Below are 18,050 nucleotides of genomic sequence, written 5' to 3'. Positions count from 1 at the left end.
TCGGCTACACTAGCCGCATGCACAACTTTCCAGCCAAATTTTCACGTCCACGCGCCGGCGGAGGCCGCCGTGGATGATTTGTTCCGAAACGAACCCGCCGCGCCGCTGGCCGAAGCCCTGCGCCCGCGCACCATCGACGAAGTCATCGGCCAGAGCCATCTGCTCGGTCCCGGCAAGCCGCTGAACCTGGTGTTCAAATCCGGCAAGCCGCATTCGATGATCTTGTGGGGCCCGCCGGGCGTGGGCAAGACCACGCTGGCGCGCCTGACCGCCTATGCTTTTGACTGCGAATTCATTGCGCTGTCGGCCGTGCTGTCGGGCGTGAAGGACATCCGCGCCTCGGTCGAGCAGGCCGAGCAGTACCTGGCGCGCGGCAAGCACACCATCCTCTTCATCGACGAGATCCACCGCTTCAACAAATCGCAGCAGGATGCCTTGCTGCCTTTTGTCGAGTCGGGCCTGGTCACCCTGATTGGCGCCACCACCGAAAATCCTTCGTTCGAAGTCAACTCGGCACTGCTGTCGCGCTCGCAGGTGTACGTGCTGAAAGCCTTGACCGACGACGAAATGCGCCTCTTGCTCAAGCGCGCCCAGGAACGCGTGCTCGCCCACCTGAAATTCGATGAGATCGCGGTTAGTACGCTGATCGGCTATGCCGACGGCGACGCGCGGCGTTTCCTGAACCTGCTGGAACAGACCAAGACCTCGGCCGAAACGACGGGCATCACGACGATCACCGGTGAATTCGTCGACAACGCGCTGACCCTGAACTCGCGCCGCTTCGACAAAGGCGGCGACAATTTCTACGACCAGATTTCGGCCCTGCACAAGTCGGTGCGCGGCTCGCACCCGGACGCGGCCCTGTACTGGCTGTGCCGCATGCTCGATGGCGGGGCGGACGCCAAATACCTGTCGCGCCGCATCGTGCGCATGGCCTGGGAAGACATTGGCCTGGCCGACCCGCGCGCGCTGCAGATCGCCAACGACGCCGCGACCACCTACGAGCGCTTGGGTTCCCCGGAGGGCGAATTGGCGCTGGGGCAGGCCGTCGTCTACCTGGCGATCGCGGCGAAAAGCAATGCCGGCTACAACGCCTTCAACGCGGCCATGGCGTTTATCCGCAAGGACAAGTCGCGCGAGGTGCCGGTGCACCTGCGTAACGCCCCGACCAAGCTCATGAAAGAGCTCGGCTACGGCCACGCCTACCGCTACGCCCATGACGAGCCGAACGCCTACGCCGCCGGCGAAACCTACCTGCCCGACGGCATGCCGGAGCCGCGCTGGTACCAGCCGGTGCCGCGCGGGGTGGAGGCGAAGGTGGCGGACAAGCTGGCCTTCCTGCGCCAGCTCGATGAAGACGCGAACGGGACGTAAAACTCGGCGTCAAGAACCGCTGCCCGCTTGGTACAATTGCGTTTTCGACATACTGCTGCCTTGACTCCGACATGATAGACATCCAACTCCTTCGCAAAGACATCGACACCGTCGCCACCCGCCTGGCCGCGCGCAAGTTCCAGCTCGACGTGGCTGGCTTCAACGCGCTCGAAGCCGAGCGCAAGTCGATCCAGACCCGTACCGAAGAACTGCAGGGCAAGCGCAATTCGCTGTCGAAGCAAATCGGCATGTTGAAGGGCAAGGGCGAAGACGTCTCCGGCGTGATGGCGGAAGTGGCCGGTCTGGGCGACGAGCTCAAAGCCAACGAAGCCGCATTGGCCGAGGTGCAGCGCAAGATGGCCGAGTTCATGGAATCGATCCCGAACCTGCCGCACGAATCGGTCCCGGCCGGCCTGGACGAAACGGGCAACGTCGAAGTGCGCAAGGTCGGCACGCCGCCCGCCTTCGATTTCGAAGCGAAGGACCACGTCGACATCGGCGAGAAGCTGGGCCTGGACTTTGAAACCGCGACCAAGATCACCGGCTCGCGCTTCTCGGTCATGAAGGGCGGCATCGCGCGCCTGCACCGCGCGCTGGCCCAGTACATGCTCGACACGCACACGGACAAGCACGGCTATCTCGAATGCTACACGCCCTACATGGTCAACGCCGATTCGCTGCGCGGCACCGGCCAGCTGCCGAAGTTCGAAGAAGACCTGTTCTCGGTGAAGAAGGGCGGCGCGGAAGGCGAGGGCGAGACCTTCTACCTGATCCCGACTTCGGAGGTGACGCTGACCAACGTCGTGCGCGACGAGATCGTCCCGCTCGACGCGCTGCCGATCAAGATGACGGCGCACACCCCATGCTTCCGCTCGGAAGCCGGCAGCTATGGCCGCGACACCCGCGGCATGATCCGCCAGCACCAGTTCGACAAGGTCGAAATGGTGCAGATCGCCCACCCGGAACAGTCGGACGCGGTGCTGGAAGAGATGGTCGGCCATGCCGAGTTCATCCTGCAGAGCCTGGGCCTGCCTTACCGCGTGATGCTGCTGTGCACCGGCGACATGGGCTTCGGCTCGGCCAAGACCTATGACCTGGAAGTGTGGCTGCCGGCGCAGAACACCTACCGCGAGATTTCTTCGCTGTCGAACATGGAAGCCTTCCAGGCCCGCCGCATGGGCGCGCGTTTCCGCAACGCGCAGAACAAGCCGGAACTGCTGCACACGCTCAACGGCTCGGGCCTGGCCGTGGGACGTACCCTGGTGGCGGTGCTGGAGAATTACCAGCAGGCGGATGGCAGTGTCGTGATTCCGGAAGTGCTGCGTGGGTACATGGGCGGCCTCGAACGCCTGGCACCTGCCGCCTGAAATAGCTCTTCCGTTTTCGGAAGAGGCTGGCTATAATGCTGGTCTCTTGCAGCGACCGTGACACCGATTTAGGAGAGGTGGCAGAGTGGTCGAATGTACCTGACTCGAAATCAGGCGTACGTTAAATCGTACCGTGGGTTCGAATCCCACCCTCTCCGCCAGTAAATGAAAAAGGCCCCCAGTTTTTGGGGGCCTTTTTTATTTGCTGGCGGAGAGGAGCGAAGCGCCTGCGCGCTTCGCGTGTGGGATTCGAAGACCCTCGCTTGCAAGCGAGGGGGCGGCCCGCGGAACGTGGGCGAATCCCACCCCCGTACCGCGCTCCCGCAGGGAGCCATTCTGGTGTATGCCTCTGACAATGAAAAAGGCCCCCAGTTTTTGGGGGCCTTTTTTATTTGCTGGCGGAGAGGAGCGAAGCGCCTGCGCGCTTCGCGTGTGGGATTCGAAGCCCCTTGCTTGCAAGCGAGGGGGCGGCCCGCGGAACGTGGGCGAATCCCACCCCCGTACCGCGCTCCCGCAGGGAGCCGTTCTGGTGTATGCCTCTGACATCATTTCCTTGCGCTAGCGAAAACCGACCGCTATAATGCCAGCCTTGCAGCGACCGCAACACCGATTCAGGAGAGGTGGCAGAGTGGTCGAATGTACCTGACTCGAAATCAGGCGTACGTTAAATCGTACCGTGGGTTCGAATCCCACCCTCTCCGCCAGCATCAGGAAAATAGCTCCCCGACCGGGAGCTTTTTTTTCGTCCGTATTTTCTCGTCGGCTCCGCGCTTGCCTTGCTTCGGCCGCCGGAACTTCAGCCACATCACCAGCCCGGTGACGAAAAACACCAGCGGCATGAGCCCGATAAAACTGATGAACACGCGCCCGGCGGTGCCGAAGGCTTCGCCCGTATGCAGCGGGAACATCCATGACAGGAAGCGGTCGCCCTCACGCATGGTCAGCGGATCGACGACGCGCAGCACGGCACCGTCGCCGGAATCGATGGTGATGCGGGTGGCGCCGTCGCCGTGGCGCATCTCGCCCGGCTGGCGCACGCGCACTTCGTAGGGCTGGCCCGGCTTGGCCGGGAAGCTCAGGCGCGAGACGCGTCCTGTTGGAAACAGGGCCTGCGCCGCCGCAACCACGTCCTGCGCCGCCAGCGGGGCAAGTCCGGGCGCGCTGCGGTTGGCCGGCTTCTCGTTCGGGGTGATGCTGCCGAGGGCGCCGACGGCCGGCGTCACCCAGCCCGGCATGTTGAAGTAGACGCCCGATACGGCCAGCAGCAGGAACACCGGCGCGACATAGAAACCGGCGGCGCGGTGCAGCTGGAAACTGAGCTTCGGCCAGGAACTGCCGAGGCGGAAGGTGATCGCATGCCAGAAGGCCGAGCGCGTGAACTTTGGCCACCAGACGATGATGCCGGTGATCGACAGCAAGAGCAGCGCCAGGCCCTCGACCGCGACCACGACCTTGCCGCCGTCGCCGGTCAGCAAATAGTGATGCAGGTGGAAGAGGGTGGGCAGCACGAGAGGCCGGCTCATTCCCGCTTCGCCCCAGTTGCGTTCGCCCAGGATGCGCAGGCTGGCCGGGTCGACCATCACCTGGCGCGTCACGCCTTGCTGCCAGAGCGAGCTGGTTTTGCCCGGCCGGTACCAGGCGATGAAGACGTCGCCCGCATGCTCCGGAATCATGAGCATGTTCGGGCGGCCATAGCCGGGGGCCTCCGACAGCCGCGTGTTGACCGCCTGCACCTTGCCTGGGGCCACGCGCAGCGTCTCGCCCTGGCGCGTGCCGGGCGGCGGCGCCACCTGCAGCAGGCCGGGATTGAGCGCGGCGTCGAGTTCGTGGCGCCAGCTCAGGATGCTGCCGGTGAGACCCTGCAGGACCAGCAGAGTGCCGAACACCAGGCCGGCCCACAGGTGCAGGGTGCGTGTCAAAGATTTCGTTGTCGACATGAGGGGCTGGATAAATAGATGGGTTATCGCTTGCTGTTCCAAATAGGAATCGTTATCATTCTCATTTTACATTGCCCAGTAGAAAAGTCTCACACTTTTCCGGTACCAGATTCTTTATGACCACGCTTAAGCCCATCAGTTTCGCCGTCGGCACCGCCTGCGCCTTCATGGCTGCCGCACCCGCGTTCGCCCAGCAAGACGCCGCGGATGTGAATGACACGGCAACCGTCATCGTCACCGCCACGCGCGGCGCCAAGGCGGTCGACAAGATCCCGGGCGCGGTGTCGGTCATCAGCCAGCAGGAGCTGTCGACCCAGTACCTGATCGCCGACGACCCTTCGCAGGCGCTGGCCACCTATATCCCGGGCTATGCCCCGAGCCGCCAGAAGATGACCTCGACCGGCGAATCGCTGCGCGGGCGCCAGCCGCTGATCCTGCTCGACGGCATTCCCCAGTCGAACCCGCTGCGCGCAGGCATGCGCGAAGGCTATTTCGCCGACAGCGCGATCATCGAACGCATCGAAGTGATCAACGGCGCTTCGGCGGTGCAGGGCCTGGGCGCGACCGGCGGCATCATCAACTACATCACCAAAACCCCGAAGGCGGACGGCACGCGCTTCGGCGTCAACGTGCGGGCGGCCTCCCAGTTCCGCTCGGACAGCCTCGACTGGAAGACCGGCTATTCGGTCAGCCACAAGTCGGACGCCTTTGATCTGCTGGGCTATGCCAGCGTCCAGCGGCGCGGCATGGGCTATGACGGCAACGGCCGGCGCCTGGGCATCGACAGCGTGCAGGGCGACACGCTCGACTCGCACGGCGACGACCTGTTCCTGAAAATCGGCCACAACTTCGGCGACCAGCGCATTCAGTTGTCGGTCAACCGCTTCAACATGGCCGGCGACGGCGACTACAAAAACGAACCGGGCATTGTGGCCCAGGGCGTGACCACGACCTCCGTCGAAGGCAGGCCGCCTGGCGACCCGGCCCGCAACAAGGTGCGCAGCGCCAGCCTGGATTACCGCCATGCGGCCCTGGCCGGCGGCGCCCTGACGGTACAGCTGTTCAAGCACGATTTCGAGTCCCTGTATGGCGCGACCAATACCGTGACCTTCCAGGACACCCGCATCGCGCCCAACAATACGCTCTTCGACCAGTCGCACATCGTGGCCGACAAGCTCGGCTCGCGCATGACCTATGTGCGTCCGGATACGCTGGTGCGCGGCCTGGAAGTGACGGCTGGCCTGGACTTCCTGAAAGACCACACCCTGCAGCGCCTGGCGGCGACAGGCCGCACCTGGGTGCCGGAATTGAAGTTCGAATCGCTGGCGCCCTTCGCCCAGCTCGAATACGAAATCGGCCCCGTGACCCTGCGCGCCGGCGTGCGCCGCGAGAACGCCGAGCTCGAGGTCGACACCTACACCACGCTTGCTGCCTACGGACGCAGGCAAGTCCAGGGTGGCTCGGCCGAGTTCTCCAAGTCAGTGCACAACATCGGCGCGGTGTGGCGCGTGGCGCCGGGCTGGTCGGTGTTCGCGGCGAGTTCCGAAGGCTTCGGCTTGCCCGACGCGGGCCTGGTGCTGCGCGGCGTGAATACGAACGGGCAGTCGGTGTCGAACCTGATTTCCTTGCAGCCCATCGTCACCCGGAATAATGAAATCGGCCTGAACTGGCGCGGCGCCCAGGGCCACGTCGGCTTTTCGCGCTACGACTCGCGCTCGAAACTGGGCAGCGTAATCCGCATCGTCGCCACCGGCGTCGGCGTGGTCGAGCGCGTGCCGACGGTCGTCAAGGGCTGGGAAGCGAACGGCGAATGGCGTCCGGCCAAGGACTGGTCGCTGTTCGGCACCTATGCCGTCACCGACGGCAAGACCGCCGCCGCACAGGGCGCGCCGCTCGACCTCGACCTGGGCGCGCGCTCGCAGGGTCCGGACAAGGCGGTGCTGGGCGCCAACTGGCGCTTCGCTCCCCAAGCCCAGCTGCGCCTGCAGGCGGCCCATTTGTTCGACCGCGACATCAACATTGGCCGCCAGGTCGGCACCGCCAGGCTGGAAGAGCATTTCGTCGGCTACACGCTGGCGGACGCCGCCGTAACCTGGAACACGTCCTGGGGCCAGTTCGGCGTCAGCATGGAAAACCTGTTCGACAAGCAGTATGTCGGCTATTACGCGCAGTCGGCGGCGGCGCTCGATGCAGCCGGCACCTATGCCGGCCGCGGACGCACGCTGGCCGTCAACTGGAACCGCACCTTCTAAGTCTTATGCAGCTGCGCGCTTGACGGCGCGCAGCCACACCGCGGCAATCCGCTCCACCTCTTCATACCCGTCGCTATCGAGCTGGCCGCCAAAGATGTCCGGGTCCAGCTCTTCATAGGTCCACTCCGCACAGGCGGCGTCGAGCCGCGGCCGTATGGTTTCCAGGAATTCGTCGACCCCATCGACGATCGCCACCCCCGTGTACAGCAGCAGCGTCCCGCCGGGACGCAGACGGGCCAGGGCCGCATCCACGATCTGCAGCGAGAGGCCGGCGCCGCGCATGTCGCCGCCGTGCCGGTAGCGCCGCTTGTCCGGGTCGAGGATGAAGGGCGGGTTCGACAGCACCAGGTCGAATTCGCCGTCCAGGTCTTTCAGCAGGTCGCTGTGGCGTGCTTCTACGTTTGAAGCGCCGGCCAGGCGCGCGTTCACGCCGGCCAGTTCCAGCGCGCGGTCGTTGATGTCGGCGGCAAAGGTCTCGGCCTCGGGAAAGCGCGCCGCCACTTCGATGGCGCCCGGCCCGCCGCCGGCGCCGATGTCGACCGCGCGGCGCGGCGGGCTCAATGTTTCCATGGCCCGCATCAAAGCCGCCACATAGCGGTAGGTGTCCGGGCCGAAGAAGACCGAATCCTCGGCATGGGTGGGAAAGGCGGAGTGGAAGTAGAGCCGCGTGCCGATGGTCGAAGCGCGCACCCTGGCGCGCAGTACGTCGCCGTCCTCGTCCAGCACGCCGGCGCGCCGCATCAGCATTACCAGCTCGGCGGGAAGCGTGTCCGCGCGAAACGGCCGGCTCCAGCCGAACACCCCGCGCAGGTCGCGCGCCCAGGCGTTCTCGGGGCGGGCGTTGACGCGCCGGTGGGTGCTTGGGGTGATGGTCGTGAATTGATAGCCTGCTTGCTGCAGGGCCTGGCCGAGGGCGAGCAGGGTCTCGGTATCGATGGGGGGGGCGGTCATGCTGGCAGCATGCGGCATGGTCATCGGGTTCTCTGTACGCTGGCGTACAAAGCGGACGATGACTGCGCGCGTGCGCTTATGTGAATACCCGAACATACCTTTTTCTGCGGCACGTCCATACTCCAGTCATATTCAAGTTGGCAAGGGTGCCGACAAGATCACAAAACAAGCGAACCAAGGACAGCCATGAAGCCACTTTTCCCGGACCAGCAACGTGTCCGCCTCGACCGCGAAGTCGAGCGCGAACGCCATGAACGCAGCCTCAACGACGACGCCCGCGCCGGCCTGGCGCTGGACGACGAATTCCGCATGAAAGATGCACGCGAAAACATGAATTCGTCCAACCTGCGGCGGCCGAAATGAAGTGGGAAGGCGACCGCGAGAGCGATAATGTCGAGGACCGCCGCGGCGGTGGCGGTGGCGGCGGCGGCGGCTTCAACATCGGCGGCAAGGGCATCGGCATCGGCACGATCGCCATCGCGCTGGTGGCCTCGCTCTTCTTCGGCGTCGACCCGGGCACCGTGATCGGCATGATGGGCGGCGGCGAAGGACCGGCGCCCCAGGTGCAGCAGCAGCGCGACCCGGCCGCGCCCCAGGCCGACGACCGCGAATCGCGCTTCGTGCGTACCGTGCTGGGCTATACCGAGGACGCCTGGACGCCGATCTTCGCGGCCCAGGGCAGCACCTACAAGGCGCCGAAACTGGTGCTGTTCGAAGGCCGCGTACCGACTGCCTGCGGCACCGGCAATGCGGCCAGCGGTCCCTTCTATTGCCCGGGCGACCAGAAGGTCTACATCGACCTGAGTTTCTTCCGCCTGATGGAAGAGCGCTTCAAGGTCGGCGGCGAATTTGCCCAGGCCTATGTGATCGCCCACGAAGTCGGCCACCACGTGCAAAAGCTCGTGGGCGTGTCGGACCAGGTGAACCGGGCCCAGGCCCAGGCCTCCGAAACCGAAGGCAATGCCTTGTCGGTGCGTCTCGAACTGCAAGCGGACTGCTTCGCCGGCGTCTGGGCCAACAAGACCCAGCAGAAGGAAGCCTTCCTCGAGACGGGCGACATCGAAAGCGCGCTGGCGACGGCCTCGGCCATCGGCGACGACACCATTCAGCGCCAGTCGCGCGGGACGGTGGTGCCGGACTCCTTCACCCACGGCAGTTCCGAGCAGCGCGTGCGCTGGTTCAAGCGTGGTTTCGAGCAGGGTGACGTGCAGCAGTGCAATACCTTCGAGGCGCGCACGCTTTAATAAAGGGGTTCCAGCAGGAATTGTCGGTTTCCTGCTGCGAACATCTGCCTATCTTCCGTCTACATCGCCTTACAAAACATGGGTTCCTTGTCGTGCGCCTATCGCATTCGATAGCGTTTTGACATAACTTAAGGTTCTACGCACTCATCGACAAATGAGTGACGCAAAACTTTCGAGGAGGAATTTATGCTGGCAATGAACTATCGGGGGCCTTACCGCGTCCGTGCGACCCACAAGTCCGATCCCGTCATCGAGCACCCGGGCGACGCCATCGTGCGCGTCACCCGCTCGTGCATCTGCGGCTCCGACCTGCACCTCTACCACGGCATGGTGCCGGACACCCGGGTCGGCCACACCTTCGGCCACGAGTTCATCGGCATCATCGAAGAGGTCGGCTCGCAAGTGGAAACCCTGAAGGTGGGCGACCGCGTGCTGGTGCCTTTCAATATCTTCTGCGGTTCCTGCTTCTTCTGCCAGAAAGAACTCTACGGTAACTGCCACAACGTGAATGCGATGTCGACCGCGGTCGGCGCCATCTATGGCTATTCGCACACGGCCGGCGGCTTCGACGGCGGCCAGGCCGAATACGTGCGCGTGCCGATGGCCGACGTCGGTCCGATCAAGATCCCCGACGACATCGTCGACGACGACGCGGTGCTGCTGACCGATGCGCTGCCGACCGGCTACCAGGCCGCCGAAATGGGCGACATCAAGGAGGGCGACACCGTGGTCGTGTTCGGCGCCGGCCCGGTCGGCATCTTTGCCGCCAAGTCGGCCTGGCTGTTCGGCGCCGGGCGCGTGATCGTGGTCGACGAAGTCGAGTACCGCCTCGAATTCGTCAAGCACTACGCCCAGTGCGAGGTCGTGAACTTCAAGGACGTGGGCGACATGGCCCTGCACATCAAGAAGATGACGGACTGGCTGGGCGCGGACGTCTGCATCGATGCCGTCGGAGGCGACGCCGCCGGCAGCATGGCGCAAACGGTCACCGGGCGCCTGATGAAGATGCAGGCGGGTGCGGCGACGGTGCTGCACTGGTGTATCAACTCGGTGCGCAAGGGCGGCAATGTCTCGATCGTCGGCGTGTACGGCCCGACCTTCAATGCCGTCCCGATGGGCAATGCGCTCAACAAGGGCATCACGATGCGCATGAACCAGGCCAGCGTCAAGCGCCACCTGCCGCGCCTGATCGAGCACATCCGCGCCGGGCACATCGATCCCAAGCAGATCATTACCCACCGCATTCCGCTGGAAGACGTGGCGGACGCGTACCACATCTTCTCGAGCAAACTCGATAACTGCATCAAGCCGATCCTGATCCCGCCACGCGCCCACGAAGTGCGCGCGGTGACGGCCAGCGTATCGATCTAAGGAGGCACACGCATGGATAACCGCGACATGACCGTCCATATCGGCCACGACAACGAGGGCAAGGACGCGCACGCCCATGGCCACCACGAGCACCTGCCGGTGCAGCCGCAATTGCGCCAGCACCGCAAGACGCGCGAGGAAATGGGCCACATCAAGGGCTGGGGAGCCGACCTCGACCACAAGAACCGGCCCGCGGTGCCGATGGAGCGCACGCCGCCGCGCTACACCCCGGCCGACATGCCCGAACCCCAGGCCCAGGTGCAGCGGGTCGAGGTGCTGGTGTCGAACGAGCGCCCCGGCATCACCCAGCTGCACGGCACGGCCCAGCCGCCGTCCGGGCTGTCGGGCATGCTGCGGCGCGCCGCCTTCAAGTACACCGAGAACGACCTGCGCCACTGGCTGATCCTGCTGGGCGCCGACCGCATCAATGTCGTCGAAGGCATCGTCGACGACCTGGCGCATGGCCATGTGCCGAACATCCTCGGGGAAATGGGCCTGAAATCGGAGTGGCAGCACAACAAGGCCGGCCTGGCGAAGAAGGTGGCCATTGCCGGCGCCGTGGGCGCCGCGGCGTATTACCTGCTCAGCCGTCGCGACAACGACGACTATTAAAGCAGCCGCACCCGTCCAGCCGGGTGCATAGATAAAGCCCCGCCGTTGCGCAGCTGCGCAGCGTGCGGGGCTTCTTGCGTTTGAGCAAATCCTTTTCTTGACACTCGTCCACACTTCGATGATCTCCGGCCCTTTCCTGCCGGGAATTTTCGAATGGAGACGCGATGAAACTTCGTACCCGCCTGCTGGTCACTCCCCTGAGCCTCCTGATTGCCGGTGCCTGCGCGGCCGCCGCGCCGGCGCCGATGATGAGTGCGCCGGCAACGCCCTCCGTCGCGGCCACGGCCGCGCTGGTGGCGAAGCTGGCCCAGGGCCGCGCGGCGCGCGGGCTGGACAATAACCACGGCTTCTCCGTCGCCCAGCAGCATCCCGGCGTGCAGGGTACGCAGGTGGTGCGCGCCGCCCACACCTACAAGGGCGTGCGGGTGTTCGGTTCCGAGTCGGTGGTGGTGATCGACGCGGCGGGCGCGATCGTTTCCGAATCGGCATCGAACCGCCGCCTGCACCTGGGCCGGGGCGGCGCCAACCGCCTGGGCGCGGCCACGCAGGACTTCAACGTCAAGCCGCAGGTACCGCCCAAGGCCGCGATCGATGCCGCCGTGGGCGCCACGCTGGCCGACGCCGGCGAGGATGCTACCCATGTCGTGCCGCCCAGCGCCGAACTGCTGGTCTATCCGGTCATGAAGATCGAACGCCTGCCGGGCGCGGTGAACAAGCTCGAAGGAGAACTCAATGCCCTCGACGTGCAGGAAGTCGTCGAGCGCTACGAGCTGGCCTACCTGGTGCGCACGCGCATGCAGCGCGGCGACCATCCGCACTATCACGACACCATCGTCAGCGCGAAGGACGGGCGCATCCTGGATCGCTGGAGCGCGCTGCAGAATGTGGTGGGGGTGGGCAAGAGCCAATACAACGGCGAGGTGCCGATCAGCACCACCTTCGCCAACGGCAGCTACCGCATGCTCGATCCGGAACGCGGCACCGGCGGCACCTATGGCGCGATGGCGATCACGAACGCCAACGGCAGCAGCAAGGCCGGCGAGATGTACACCAACGCGAGCAACACCTGGGGCGACGGCAAGCAGTACATCCGCGGCGGCAGCACCACGGACGCCAACGGCCAGACCGCGGCGGTGAACGCCATGTGGGGGCTGATGAATACCTATGACGCGCTGAAGAACGTGCTCGGCTGGCAGTCACTGGACGGAAAGAACACGTCGACCTATATCGCCGTGCACGTCAACACCGCCTACGACAACGCCTATTACAGCGATACCTGCCGCTGCATGTTCATCGGCGACGGCTCGAGTTTCAACAGCCTCGGTTCGATCGACGTCATCGGCCACGAGATGGGCCATGGCGTCACCGCCGCCACCTCGGACCTCGTGTATTCGGGCGAATCGGGCGGCCTGAACGAATCGAGTTCGGACATCGGCGGGGAAGTGGTCGAAGCCTATGCGCGCGCCGGCGGCACCGGCGAGAGTATTCCATCGACGGGCAACGACTGGATGCTCGGCACCGAAATCAGCCGCGACAACACGCCCCTGCGCTGGATGTACCGCCCCAGCAAGGACGGCAGCAGCCCGGACGCCTGGAGCACCTCGCTGCGGCGCCTGGACGTGCACTACAGCAGCGGCCCGAACAACCGGATGTTCTATTTCCTGTCGCAGGGATCGAAAGAGGACAAGAAGGGCGACTACTACAGCAAATACCTGGTGAAGTCGCCCGGCGCGATGAGCGGCATCGGCACCGACAAGGCGTTCAAAATCTGGTTCAAGGCGAACACGACCAAGTTCACCTCGAGCACGAACTACGCCGATGCGCGCGCCAAGATGATCGAAGCGGCGCAGGAATTATATGGCGCCGCCAGCCGCGAGGCGGTGGCCGTGCAGCGGGCCTACGCCGCCATCAATGTGGGAGCCGACGTCGACGAAACGGCCGCGCCGGAACCGGCAGCGGCCGCGCAATAAGCAGGCGATCAGTCCGACAGCAGCGGGTACGGATTGACCGGCGTGCCTTTCCACCACTGCTTCTCGGGCGTCAGGGCGACCACGGCGAAATGCAGGTGCGGCGCGTTCGGGTCGGAGTTGCCGGTCACGCCGACATAGCCGATCAGGTCGCCGCGCTTGAGCTGCATGCCTTCCTTGATCCCGTCGGCGTATTTGTCGAGGTGGGCATAGTAATAGGCGTATTGCTCGCTCGGATCGAACTGGTACAGGGTCGTGCCGCCGGGCTTGCTCTCGAACAGTTTCACCACTTTACCGTCGGCCACCGCGCGCACCGGCGTGCCTTTCGGCGCCATGATGTCGAGCGCTTCATGGTGGCGTTCCTGGCCGCGCGGCTGGTCGAAGGTGTCGGTCAGCTTGGCATAGGCCACGCCCTCGACCGGCACCAGCAGCTTGTTCGGCATGCTGCCGCCGGCGCCCAGTTCCGGCGCGGCCGGGGGCGCCGTCGTCGATTGCGGCGCAGGGCGGATCGGCAGGCTGGCATCGGACAGGTCGGTTTGCACCAGGCGATCGCCCGTCGCGGCCGCAGGGGCCGCTGCCGGCAAGGCCGCGGCCGGCGGATCGCTCGGCGGCGCCGGCAGCGCGCCGCCGTCGGTGATGATCGGATTTGGCGCGTCGGCAATCTCGCGCAGATAGATAAACAAACCGCCGGCGCCGACGACCACGCCAAGCACAAAGCTGAGCAGCCACTTCATGAGCAAACCTCCCCGTTAGTAAAAATCATTCCTGCTGCAGGACGACTGCCGTGCCCGCTGCCACCACGGCTGCCACTTCGGCGGCGCTCCAGTTGGTCAGGCGGATGCAGCCGTGCGACTCGGTCTTGCCGATGAATTTCGGGACCGGCGTGCCGTGGATGCCGTAGTGTTCCTTGGACAGGTCGATCCAGGCCACGCCGACCGGATTGTTCGGTCCCGGCGCGATCTTTGCCTTCTTGTCGCCCGGCTCGGCATCCCAGAACAGTTTCGGGTTGTAATAGTAGGTCGGATTCGGATGCACGCCGTTGATCTTCCAATTGCCCACCGGCAGTGGATCATTTTCGCTGCCGGTCGAGGCCGGATATTGCGCGATCAGCCGATCGGATGCGTCGAACAGCATCAGCACCTTGCGGCTGTCGCTCACCACCACTTTCGATGCGGCAGGCAGGGCAGGGCCGCCGTGCACGCTCGGCACGACGATCTGCTCGCCGGCCTTCGTCAAATTCTTGCCTGGGTTCAGGCGCATGATCAGCTCGGGGCTGGCGTGGAATTTCTCGCCCAGGCCTTCCGCAGAGCTTGCATAGCCGAGTTTCGGCAGCTTGGCCTTTTCCATCATGTCTTCAGGAATCGGCTGGAAGGGACCGGCCACGTCCTCATTGGTCAACACGTAATTGGTCAGCGTTGGCGTTGTGTCGGTGTTGAGCGCATTCCAGGTGGCTTCGTCGAGCTTGCCGGTCGCCTCCAGGCTGCGGGATTTCTGGAAGGCCGAGAGCGCCTGGCGCATGTTCGAGCCATAGGCGCCGTCGATCTCGCCCGGCGAAAAGTGCATGCGGTCGAGCAGGACCTGGGCGCGCAGCAGGCGGTCGAATTCGCTGCGTTCCTGCGTGGCGTCTGCCGCACCCGGCTGCTGGGCCGTTTGTGCGGCGGCTTGTTGCGCAGGCTTGGCAGCGCTGGCGGCAAAGGGAAGGGCGCCAGCGAGGACGGCGAGAAGGAGGGGAGCGACGAGTTTTTTCATTTGGCACCTGCAATACTTACGATAGGAAACCCCAGCGTAGGCGCGCCACACTCAGCGGTCTGTTCGCTAACGAACTCAGGCATCGGCGCCTCCGCTCGCCGCGGCGGCGCTACAATCCTCTCATGACCGACGACGTTTCCCACATCATCACGCTCGACCCCCTCGGCTGCAGCTTTCCCGCGGCCGGCGCCACGGTGCTGCAGGCGGCCGAGGCGGCCGGCATCGACTTGCCCAATTCCTGTCGCAACGGCACCTGCCGCACCTGCCTGTGCCGGCTCAGCGCCGGAACGGTGCGCTACCTGGTCGACTGGCCCGGCCTGTCGATCGAGGAAAAGCGCGAAGACTACCTCTTGCCCTGCGTCGCCGTGGCGACCTCCGACCTCGTCGTCAGCGCGCCGCTGGCGAAGCGGCGGGGCTGATCGTTTCCTTGCTGTTCGCGCCAAGCTGCGCCAGCGCGCGTTCGATGGCCGCCGCCACCAGCGGCCAGGAGGGCGAACTCGCCGCGACTTCGTCGTAGTGGCTCGCGCCTGGCAGGATCACCACTTCCGCGCTGTCGCCGGCCTTGCGCGCCCGCGCGGCGTAGTCATGCGCCACGCGCGGCGGCGAGATCGTATCCAGTTCCCCCGTCACCAGGATCGTGTGGCTGCCGTTCGGCATCAGCTCGGCCGCATTTGTATCGACATAGACGTCCGGCCGCACGGAGCTCGGCTGGCCGGCCAGTTCCGGCGTATCGCGCCCGCAGCTCGACTTGATCAGCTCGCGTTCGCCGCGCAGGTCGGCAAGCCCGCCCAGGCTGACGACCGCCCGCACCGGCAGCATGCGCGTGCGGTGCAGGGGGCTCGAGGCCGGAATGCGCGCGCGCCCGGAAATCCATTGCACCAGCTGGCCGCCGGCCGAATGGCCCACCGCCACCACCCGTTCCAGGTCGAGGCGGTGCGGGCCTGCTTGCGCGGCCAGGGTGTCGAGCGCGGCATGCATGTCTTCGTACATCCCGGGATAGCCGCCGCCGGCTTCGTCGACGCGGCGGTATTCGACATTCCAGGATGCGATGCCGCGTTCGGCCAGGGCGCCGGCCATGCTGCGCAACTGGGTGATGCCGCCGAACTTCTCGGTCCAGCAGCCGCCATGCACCAGCACGGCGACCGGGAAGGGGCCGGCGCCTTTCGGCAGGAACAGCTCGGCGTATTGGGAAGGGGCGGCGCCATAGGCGACGCGCGCGGCAGGGGCGGGGCCGGTCAGGGCCATGTAGTCGGCAAGTTTCATCGGGGCAGCCGACACCAGGGCCGGAAGAAGGGTGAGCAGTGGAAGGAGGCGGATTTTCATAGGTAAACGGGGACCGAAAACATGCACTATACCCATGTTTTAATGATGCGCACGATTGAAAACCTGCGAAGTTCTTCCATGCTAGTCTGCACAAAACGTCAACGTTTTCAACCACCACGGGAGAACCACCATGAATGAATCGAAAGCCAACGACAACCAGAGCAAGCAGTCGGACCGCATGTCGGAAGAAGACCTGGCCAAGCAGCGCGCAGGCAAAGAGGACAAGAGCAGCCACGATCACATGTCGCGTGAAAAAGCCGGCTCGAACGAAGGCGCCGGCGGCGGCGCCAAGCAGAAGCAAAACCACTGATCTGCACGAACAGTCTGCCGGCCGCCATCGCGGCCGCCGGCATCCTTGCGGCGCCGCGCCCCTCCCGGCCATGGCGCCGCTTGTACGGACATTTTTGGAGAGACGCTGATGGATACCATCGCCCCGCATGACGGCAGCCGCGGCGCCCTGCATGCCCATTCGACACCCGACCCGGAGCAGCCGCCACCGACGATTCCGGTTCCCGACGACGTACCCGATCCGGTACATGCACCCGTCGAAGAACCCGTCATCCCCGAGCCGCCGATCCGCGCGCACTAGCGCTAGAAACAGCAACGCCACCCGAGGGTGGCGCTTTCATTTGTCGCTGCAGTCCTGCTTCAGTCCTTTGGGGGCTGCTCGCTGCCGTTGGTGCCCTTCAGGGGCGGGATTTCCTTGATCATCTCTTCGGTTTCCTTCTCCGCCGGCGTTTTTTCGCCGCTGCCGATGTCGTCTTCATGCAGGATGGCGCCGCCGTTGGCTGCCGGGTCGGTTGGTTGTCGCGATTGATTCATGGTGCTTCCTCCTGTTCGATGTTAGAACAATCCTAACAGTGGCGACCTAGCTCCGGCGCGCAATACGAGAGTGTGGCAATCTTGCTGAAAAACACAGATCGTTACAATTATGTACGTTGCCGAACGTTCCCATTGTGTGAGTTTTTTTATAATATCTACTCATGGATTTTACTGACACACGACGGAGACTCAGATGGGCAATTCGCTGCATAACAAGATTTACCTGGGCCGGAGCACCGGTTTCGCATCGCGCCGCTTCCAGGGCGTACTGGCTGTCGGGGCCATCGTCGGCGCCGGCTTGCTGTGGATCGCATTGCGCACTTTGCGCTGAGTAGTAGAACGCTCAGGCGTTCATTGGTTGCCGCGGCGCGTCATGGCGGTTACCATGGCTGCCCAGCAAGTTAAATGAGCGGTAATGAAGAACGAAAAACTGACGACAGACGAGTACAACGCCCTCGAATTCATCCGGCGCGGTGCGCGTACCGATCGGGTCAACGCCTGCGTCGGGCGTAATGCCAAGCGCCTGGCCGGCCTGAAGATGATTGCCTATGCGCGCGACGGCAAGCTGGACCTGACGGAGAAGGGCCAGCAGGTATTGTTCCTGCGCGCCTGTATCGAAGCATTGACGAGCCTTGCGCAGGATCCGGCCGCAACGGTGGCCGGCGACGTCGCGCAATTCCTTATTCGCAAGTCGCATATCGTGCCGCGCGAGGAAGGCGGCTTCGAGGTCACGCCACGCGGCCTGGAGTCATTGGCCGATATTCAGGCGCAAGAACCAAAGAAGTAAGTTGGATGCCCCTGCGCCTGCAGGGGCTGATGCACTGCCGGCTGCCGCGCCCTAGCGGCGGCGGCGGTGTGGATACACCAGCGTGCGCACGGCTATCTCCGCCGGCACATTCATCGCAGCAAGAAACTCGGCGGCACGCTGCAAGCCGAGCGTTGGAATCGAGGCCACTGCCTGGTTGACCAGGTCGCGCGTGCGCGAATCGGTCCTCACCACGCGTGCATTTGCCGACTGCTGCGTTTGTACTTCTTCGATGTTCATCATGTTCCCGCACGTTGCAATAGAGACATTCCTATT

Annotated in this window: 20 protein-coding genes and 2 tRNA genes; 15 read left to right on the top strand and 7 right to left on the bottom strand. The window is 64.7% G+C overall.

The window, feature by feature from the left end; genetic code table 11:
- Window positions 1–69 precede the first annotated feature (69 nt).
- The 4 genes from NMB41_RS15865 to NMB41_RS15850 all read left to right on the top strand — a co-directional run bounded on the left by NMB41_RS15865 (window position 70) and on the right by NMB41_RS15850 (window position 3,445).
- A complete protein-coding gene (locus tag NMB41_RS15865; RefSeq protein ID WP_494378775.1) occupies window positions 70–1,374 on the top strand; it encodes a replication-associated recombination protein A in 1,305 nt (434 codons plus the stop codon).
- A 71-nt stretch (window positions 1,375–1,445) separates the two neighbouring features.
- On the top strand, window positions 1,446–2,741 hold the full coding sequence (gene serS, locus NMB41_RS15860; RefSeq protein ID WP_494378774.1) for a serine--tRNA ligase: 1,296 nt from the start codon (window positions 1,446–1,448) through the stop codon (window positions 2,739–2,741).
- 71 nt (window positions 2,742–2,812) lie between these two features.
- A tRNA-Ser gene (locus NMB41_RS15855) sits at window positions 2,813–2,902 on the top strand.
- 453 nt (window positions 2,903–3,355) lie between these two features.
- A tRNA-Ser gene (locus NMB41_RS15850) sits at window positions 3,356–3,445 on the top strand.
- A gap of 3 nt (window positions 3,446–3,448) precedes the next feature.
- On the opposite strand, the gene NMB41_RS15845 is transcribed toward NMB41_RS15850, so the two are convergent.
- Complete coding sequence (locus NMB41_RS15845) at window positions 3,449–4,660, bottom strand: PepSY-associated TM helix domain-containing protein (protein WP_494378773.1); 1,212 nt, start codon at window positions 4,658–4,660, stop codon at window positions 3,449–3,451.
- 134 nt (window positions 4,661–4,794) lie between these two features.
- On the opposite strand from NMB41_RS15845, the gene NMB41_RS15840 reads away from it, so the two are divergent.
- The gene (locus tag NMB41_RS15840; RefSeq protein ID WP_494378772.1) at window positions 4,795–6,930 is read left to right on the top strand and encodes a TonB-dependent receptor; all 2,136 of its coding nucleotides are present in this window, start codon (window positions 4,795–4,797) and stop codon (window positions 6,928–6,930) included.
- 3 nt (window positions 6,931–6,933) lie between these two features.
- On the opposite strand, the gene NMB41_RS15835 is transcribed toward NMB41_RS15840, so the two are convergent.
- Window positions 6,934–7,881, bottom strand: coding sequence for a methyltransferase (locus NMB41_RS15835; RefSeq protein WP_494378771.1), 948 nt, complete (start codon window positions 7,879–7,881; stop codon window positions 6,934–6,936).
- Window positions 7,882–8,067: 186 nt separating this feature from the next.
- Between NMB41_RS15835 and NMB41_RS15830 the strand changes: the two genes are divergently transcribed.
- The 5 genes from NMB41_RS15830 (at window position 8,068) to NMB41_RS15810 (ending at window position 13,078) form a co-directional block, all read left to right on the top strand.
- Window positions 8,068–8,244 (top strand): hypothetical protein, encoded by a 177-nt coding sequence (locus NMB41_RS15830; RefSeq protein WP_494378770.1) that lies wholly within the window; start codon window positions 8,068–8,070, stop codon window positions 8,242–8,244.
- Entirely contained in the window at window positions 8,241–9,125 is an 885-nt protein-coding gene (gene ypfJ / locus NMB41_RS15825; RefSeq protein WP_494378769.1) for a KPN_02809 family neutral zinc metallopeptidase, read from the top strand. Before NMB41_RS15830 ends, ypfJ begins: the two co-directional genes overlap by 4 nt.
- Window positions 9,126–9,311: 186 nt before the next feature.
- Complete coding sequence (locus NMB41_RS15820; RefSeq protein ID WP_494378768.1) at window positions 9,312–10,496, top strand: zinc-dependent alcohol dehydrogenase; 1,185 nt, start codon at window positions 9,312–9,314, stop codon at window positions 10,494–10,496.
- Window positions 10,497–10,508: 12 nt separating this feature from the next.
- A complete protein-coding gene (locus tag NMB41_RS15815; RefSeq protein ID WP_494378767.1) occupies window positions 10,509–11,108 on the top strand; it encodes a hypothetical protein in 600 nt (199 codons plus the stop codon).
- A 164-nt stretch (window positions 11,109–11,272) separates the two neighbouring features.
- The gene (locus NMB41_RS15810) at window positions 11,273–13,078 is read left to right on the top strand and encodes a M4 family metallopeptidase (RefSeq protein WP_494378766.1); all 1,806 of its coding nucleotides are present in this window, start codon (window positions 11,273–11,275) and stop codon (window positions 13,076–13,078) included.
- An 8-nt stretch (window positions 13,079–13,086) separates the two neighbouring features.
- On the opposite strand, the gene NMB41_RS15805 is transcribed toward NMB41_RS15810, so the two are convergent.
- Complete coding sequence (locus NMB41_RS15805) at window positions 13,087–13,809, bottom strand: M23 family metallopeptidase (protein ID WP_494378765.1); 723 nt, start codon at window positions 13,807–13,809, stop codon at window positions 13,087–13,089.
- Between the two features lie 25 nt (window positions 13,810–13,834).
- On the bottom strand, window positions 13,835–14,824 hold the full coding sequence (locus tag NMB41_RS15800; protein WP_494378764.1) for a L,D-transpeptidase family protein: 990 nt from the start codon (window positions 14,822–14,824) through the stop codon (window positions 13,835–13,837).
- 122 nt (window positions 14,825–14,946) lie between these two features.
- Here NMB41_RS15800 and NMB41_RS15795 point away from each other — a divergent pair, with 122 nt between their 5' ends.
- Complete coding sequence (locus tag NMB41_RS15795; protein ID WP_494378763.1) at window positions 14,947–15,243, top strand: 2Fe-2S iron-sulfur cluster-binding protein; 297 nt, start codon at window positions 14,947–14,949, stop codon at window positions 15,241–15,243.
- Here NMB41_RS15795 and NMB41_RS15790 read toward each other — a convergent pair.
- The gene (locus tag NMB41_RS15790; protein WP_494378762.1) at window positions 15,212–16,147 is read right to left on the bottom strand and encodes an alpha/beta hydrolase; all 936 of its coding nucleotides are present in this window, start codon (window positions 16,145–16,147) and stop codon (window positions 15,212–15,214) included. The two genes, NMB41_RS15795 and NMB41_RS15790, sit on opposite strands and share 32 nt — an antisense overlap.
- 130 nt (window positions 16,148–16,277) lie before the next feature.
- Here NMB41_RS15790 and NMB41_RS15785 point away from each other — a divergent pair, with 130 nt between their 5' ends.
- The gene (locus NMB41_RS15785) at window positions 16,278–16,457 is read left to right on the top strand and encodes a hypothetical protein (protein ID WP_494378761.1); all 180 of its coding nucleotides are present in this window, start codon (window positions 16,278–16,280) and stop codon (window positions 16,455–16,457) included.
- A 108-nt stretch (window positions 16,458–16,565) separates the two neighbouring features.
- On the top strand, window positions 16,566–16,736 hold the full coding sequence (locus NMB41_RS15780) for a hypothetical protein (RefSeq protein ID WP_494378760.1): 171 nt from the start codon (window positions 16,566–16,568) through the stop codon (window positions 16,734–16,736).
- 59 nt (window positions 16,737–16,795) lie between these two features.
- On the opposite strand, the gene NMB41_RS15775 is transcribed toward NMB41_RS15780, so the two are convergent.
- Window positions 16,796–16,969: a hypothetical protein gene (locus NMB41_RS15775; protein WP_494378759.1), complete on the bottom strand. Its 174-nt coding sequence runs from the start codon at window positions 16,967–16,969 to the stop codon at window positions 16,796–16,798.
- Between the two features lie 193 nt (window positions 16,970–17,162).
- Here NMB41_RS15775 and NMB41_RS15770 point away from each other — a divergent pair, with 193 nt between their 5' ends.
- Both NMB41_RS15770 and NMB41_RS15765 read left to right on the top strand, forming a co-directional pair.
- Entirely contained in the window at window positions 17,163–17,300 is a 138-nt protein-coding gene (locus NMB41_RS15770) for a hypothetical protein (RefSeq protein ID WP_494378758.1), read from the top strand.
- A gap of 84 nt (window positions 17,301–17,384) precedes the next feature.
- A complete protein-coding gene (locus NMB41_RS15765; protein WP_494378757.1) occupies window positions 17,385–17,756 on the top strand; it encodes a hypothetical protein in 372 nt (123 codons plus the stop codon).
- A gap of 51 nt (window positions 17,757–17,807) precedes the next feature.
- Here the strand turns inward: NMB41_RS15765 and NMB41_RS15760 are convergent, their stop codons facing one another.
- Complete coding sequence (locus NMB41_RS15760) at window positions 17,808–18,017, bottom strand: hypothetical protein (RefSeq protein ID WP_494378756.1); 210 nt, start codon at window positions 18,015–18,017, stop codon at window positions 17,808–17,810.
- Window positions 18,018–18,050 lie beyond the last annotated feature (33 nt).

It is taken from the genome of Massilia sp. FBCC-B171 (assembly GCF_059134155.1).
Note: the sequence above shows the minus strand (reverse complement) of the source record. Positions and strands in the feature narration are given on the sequence as shown.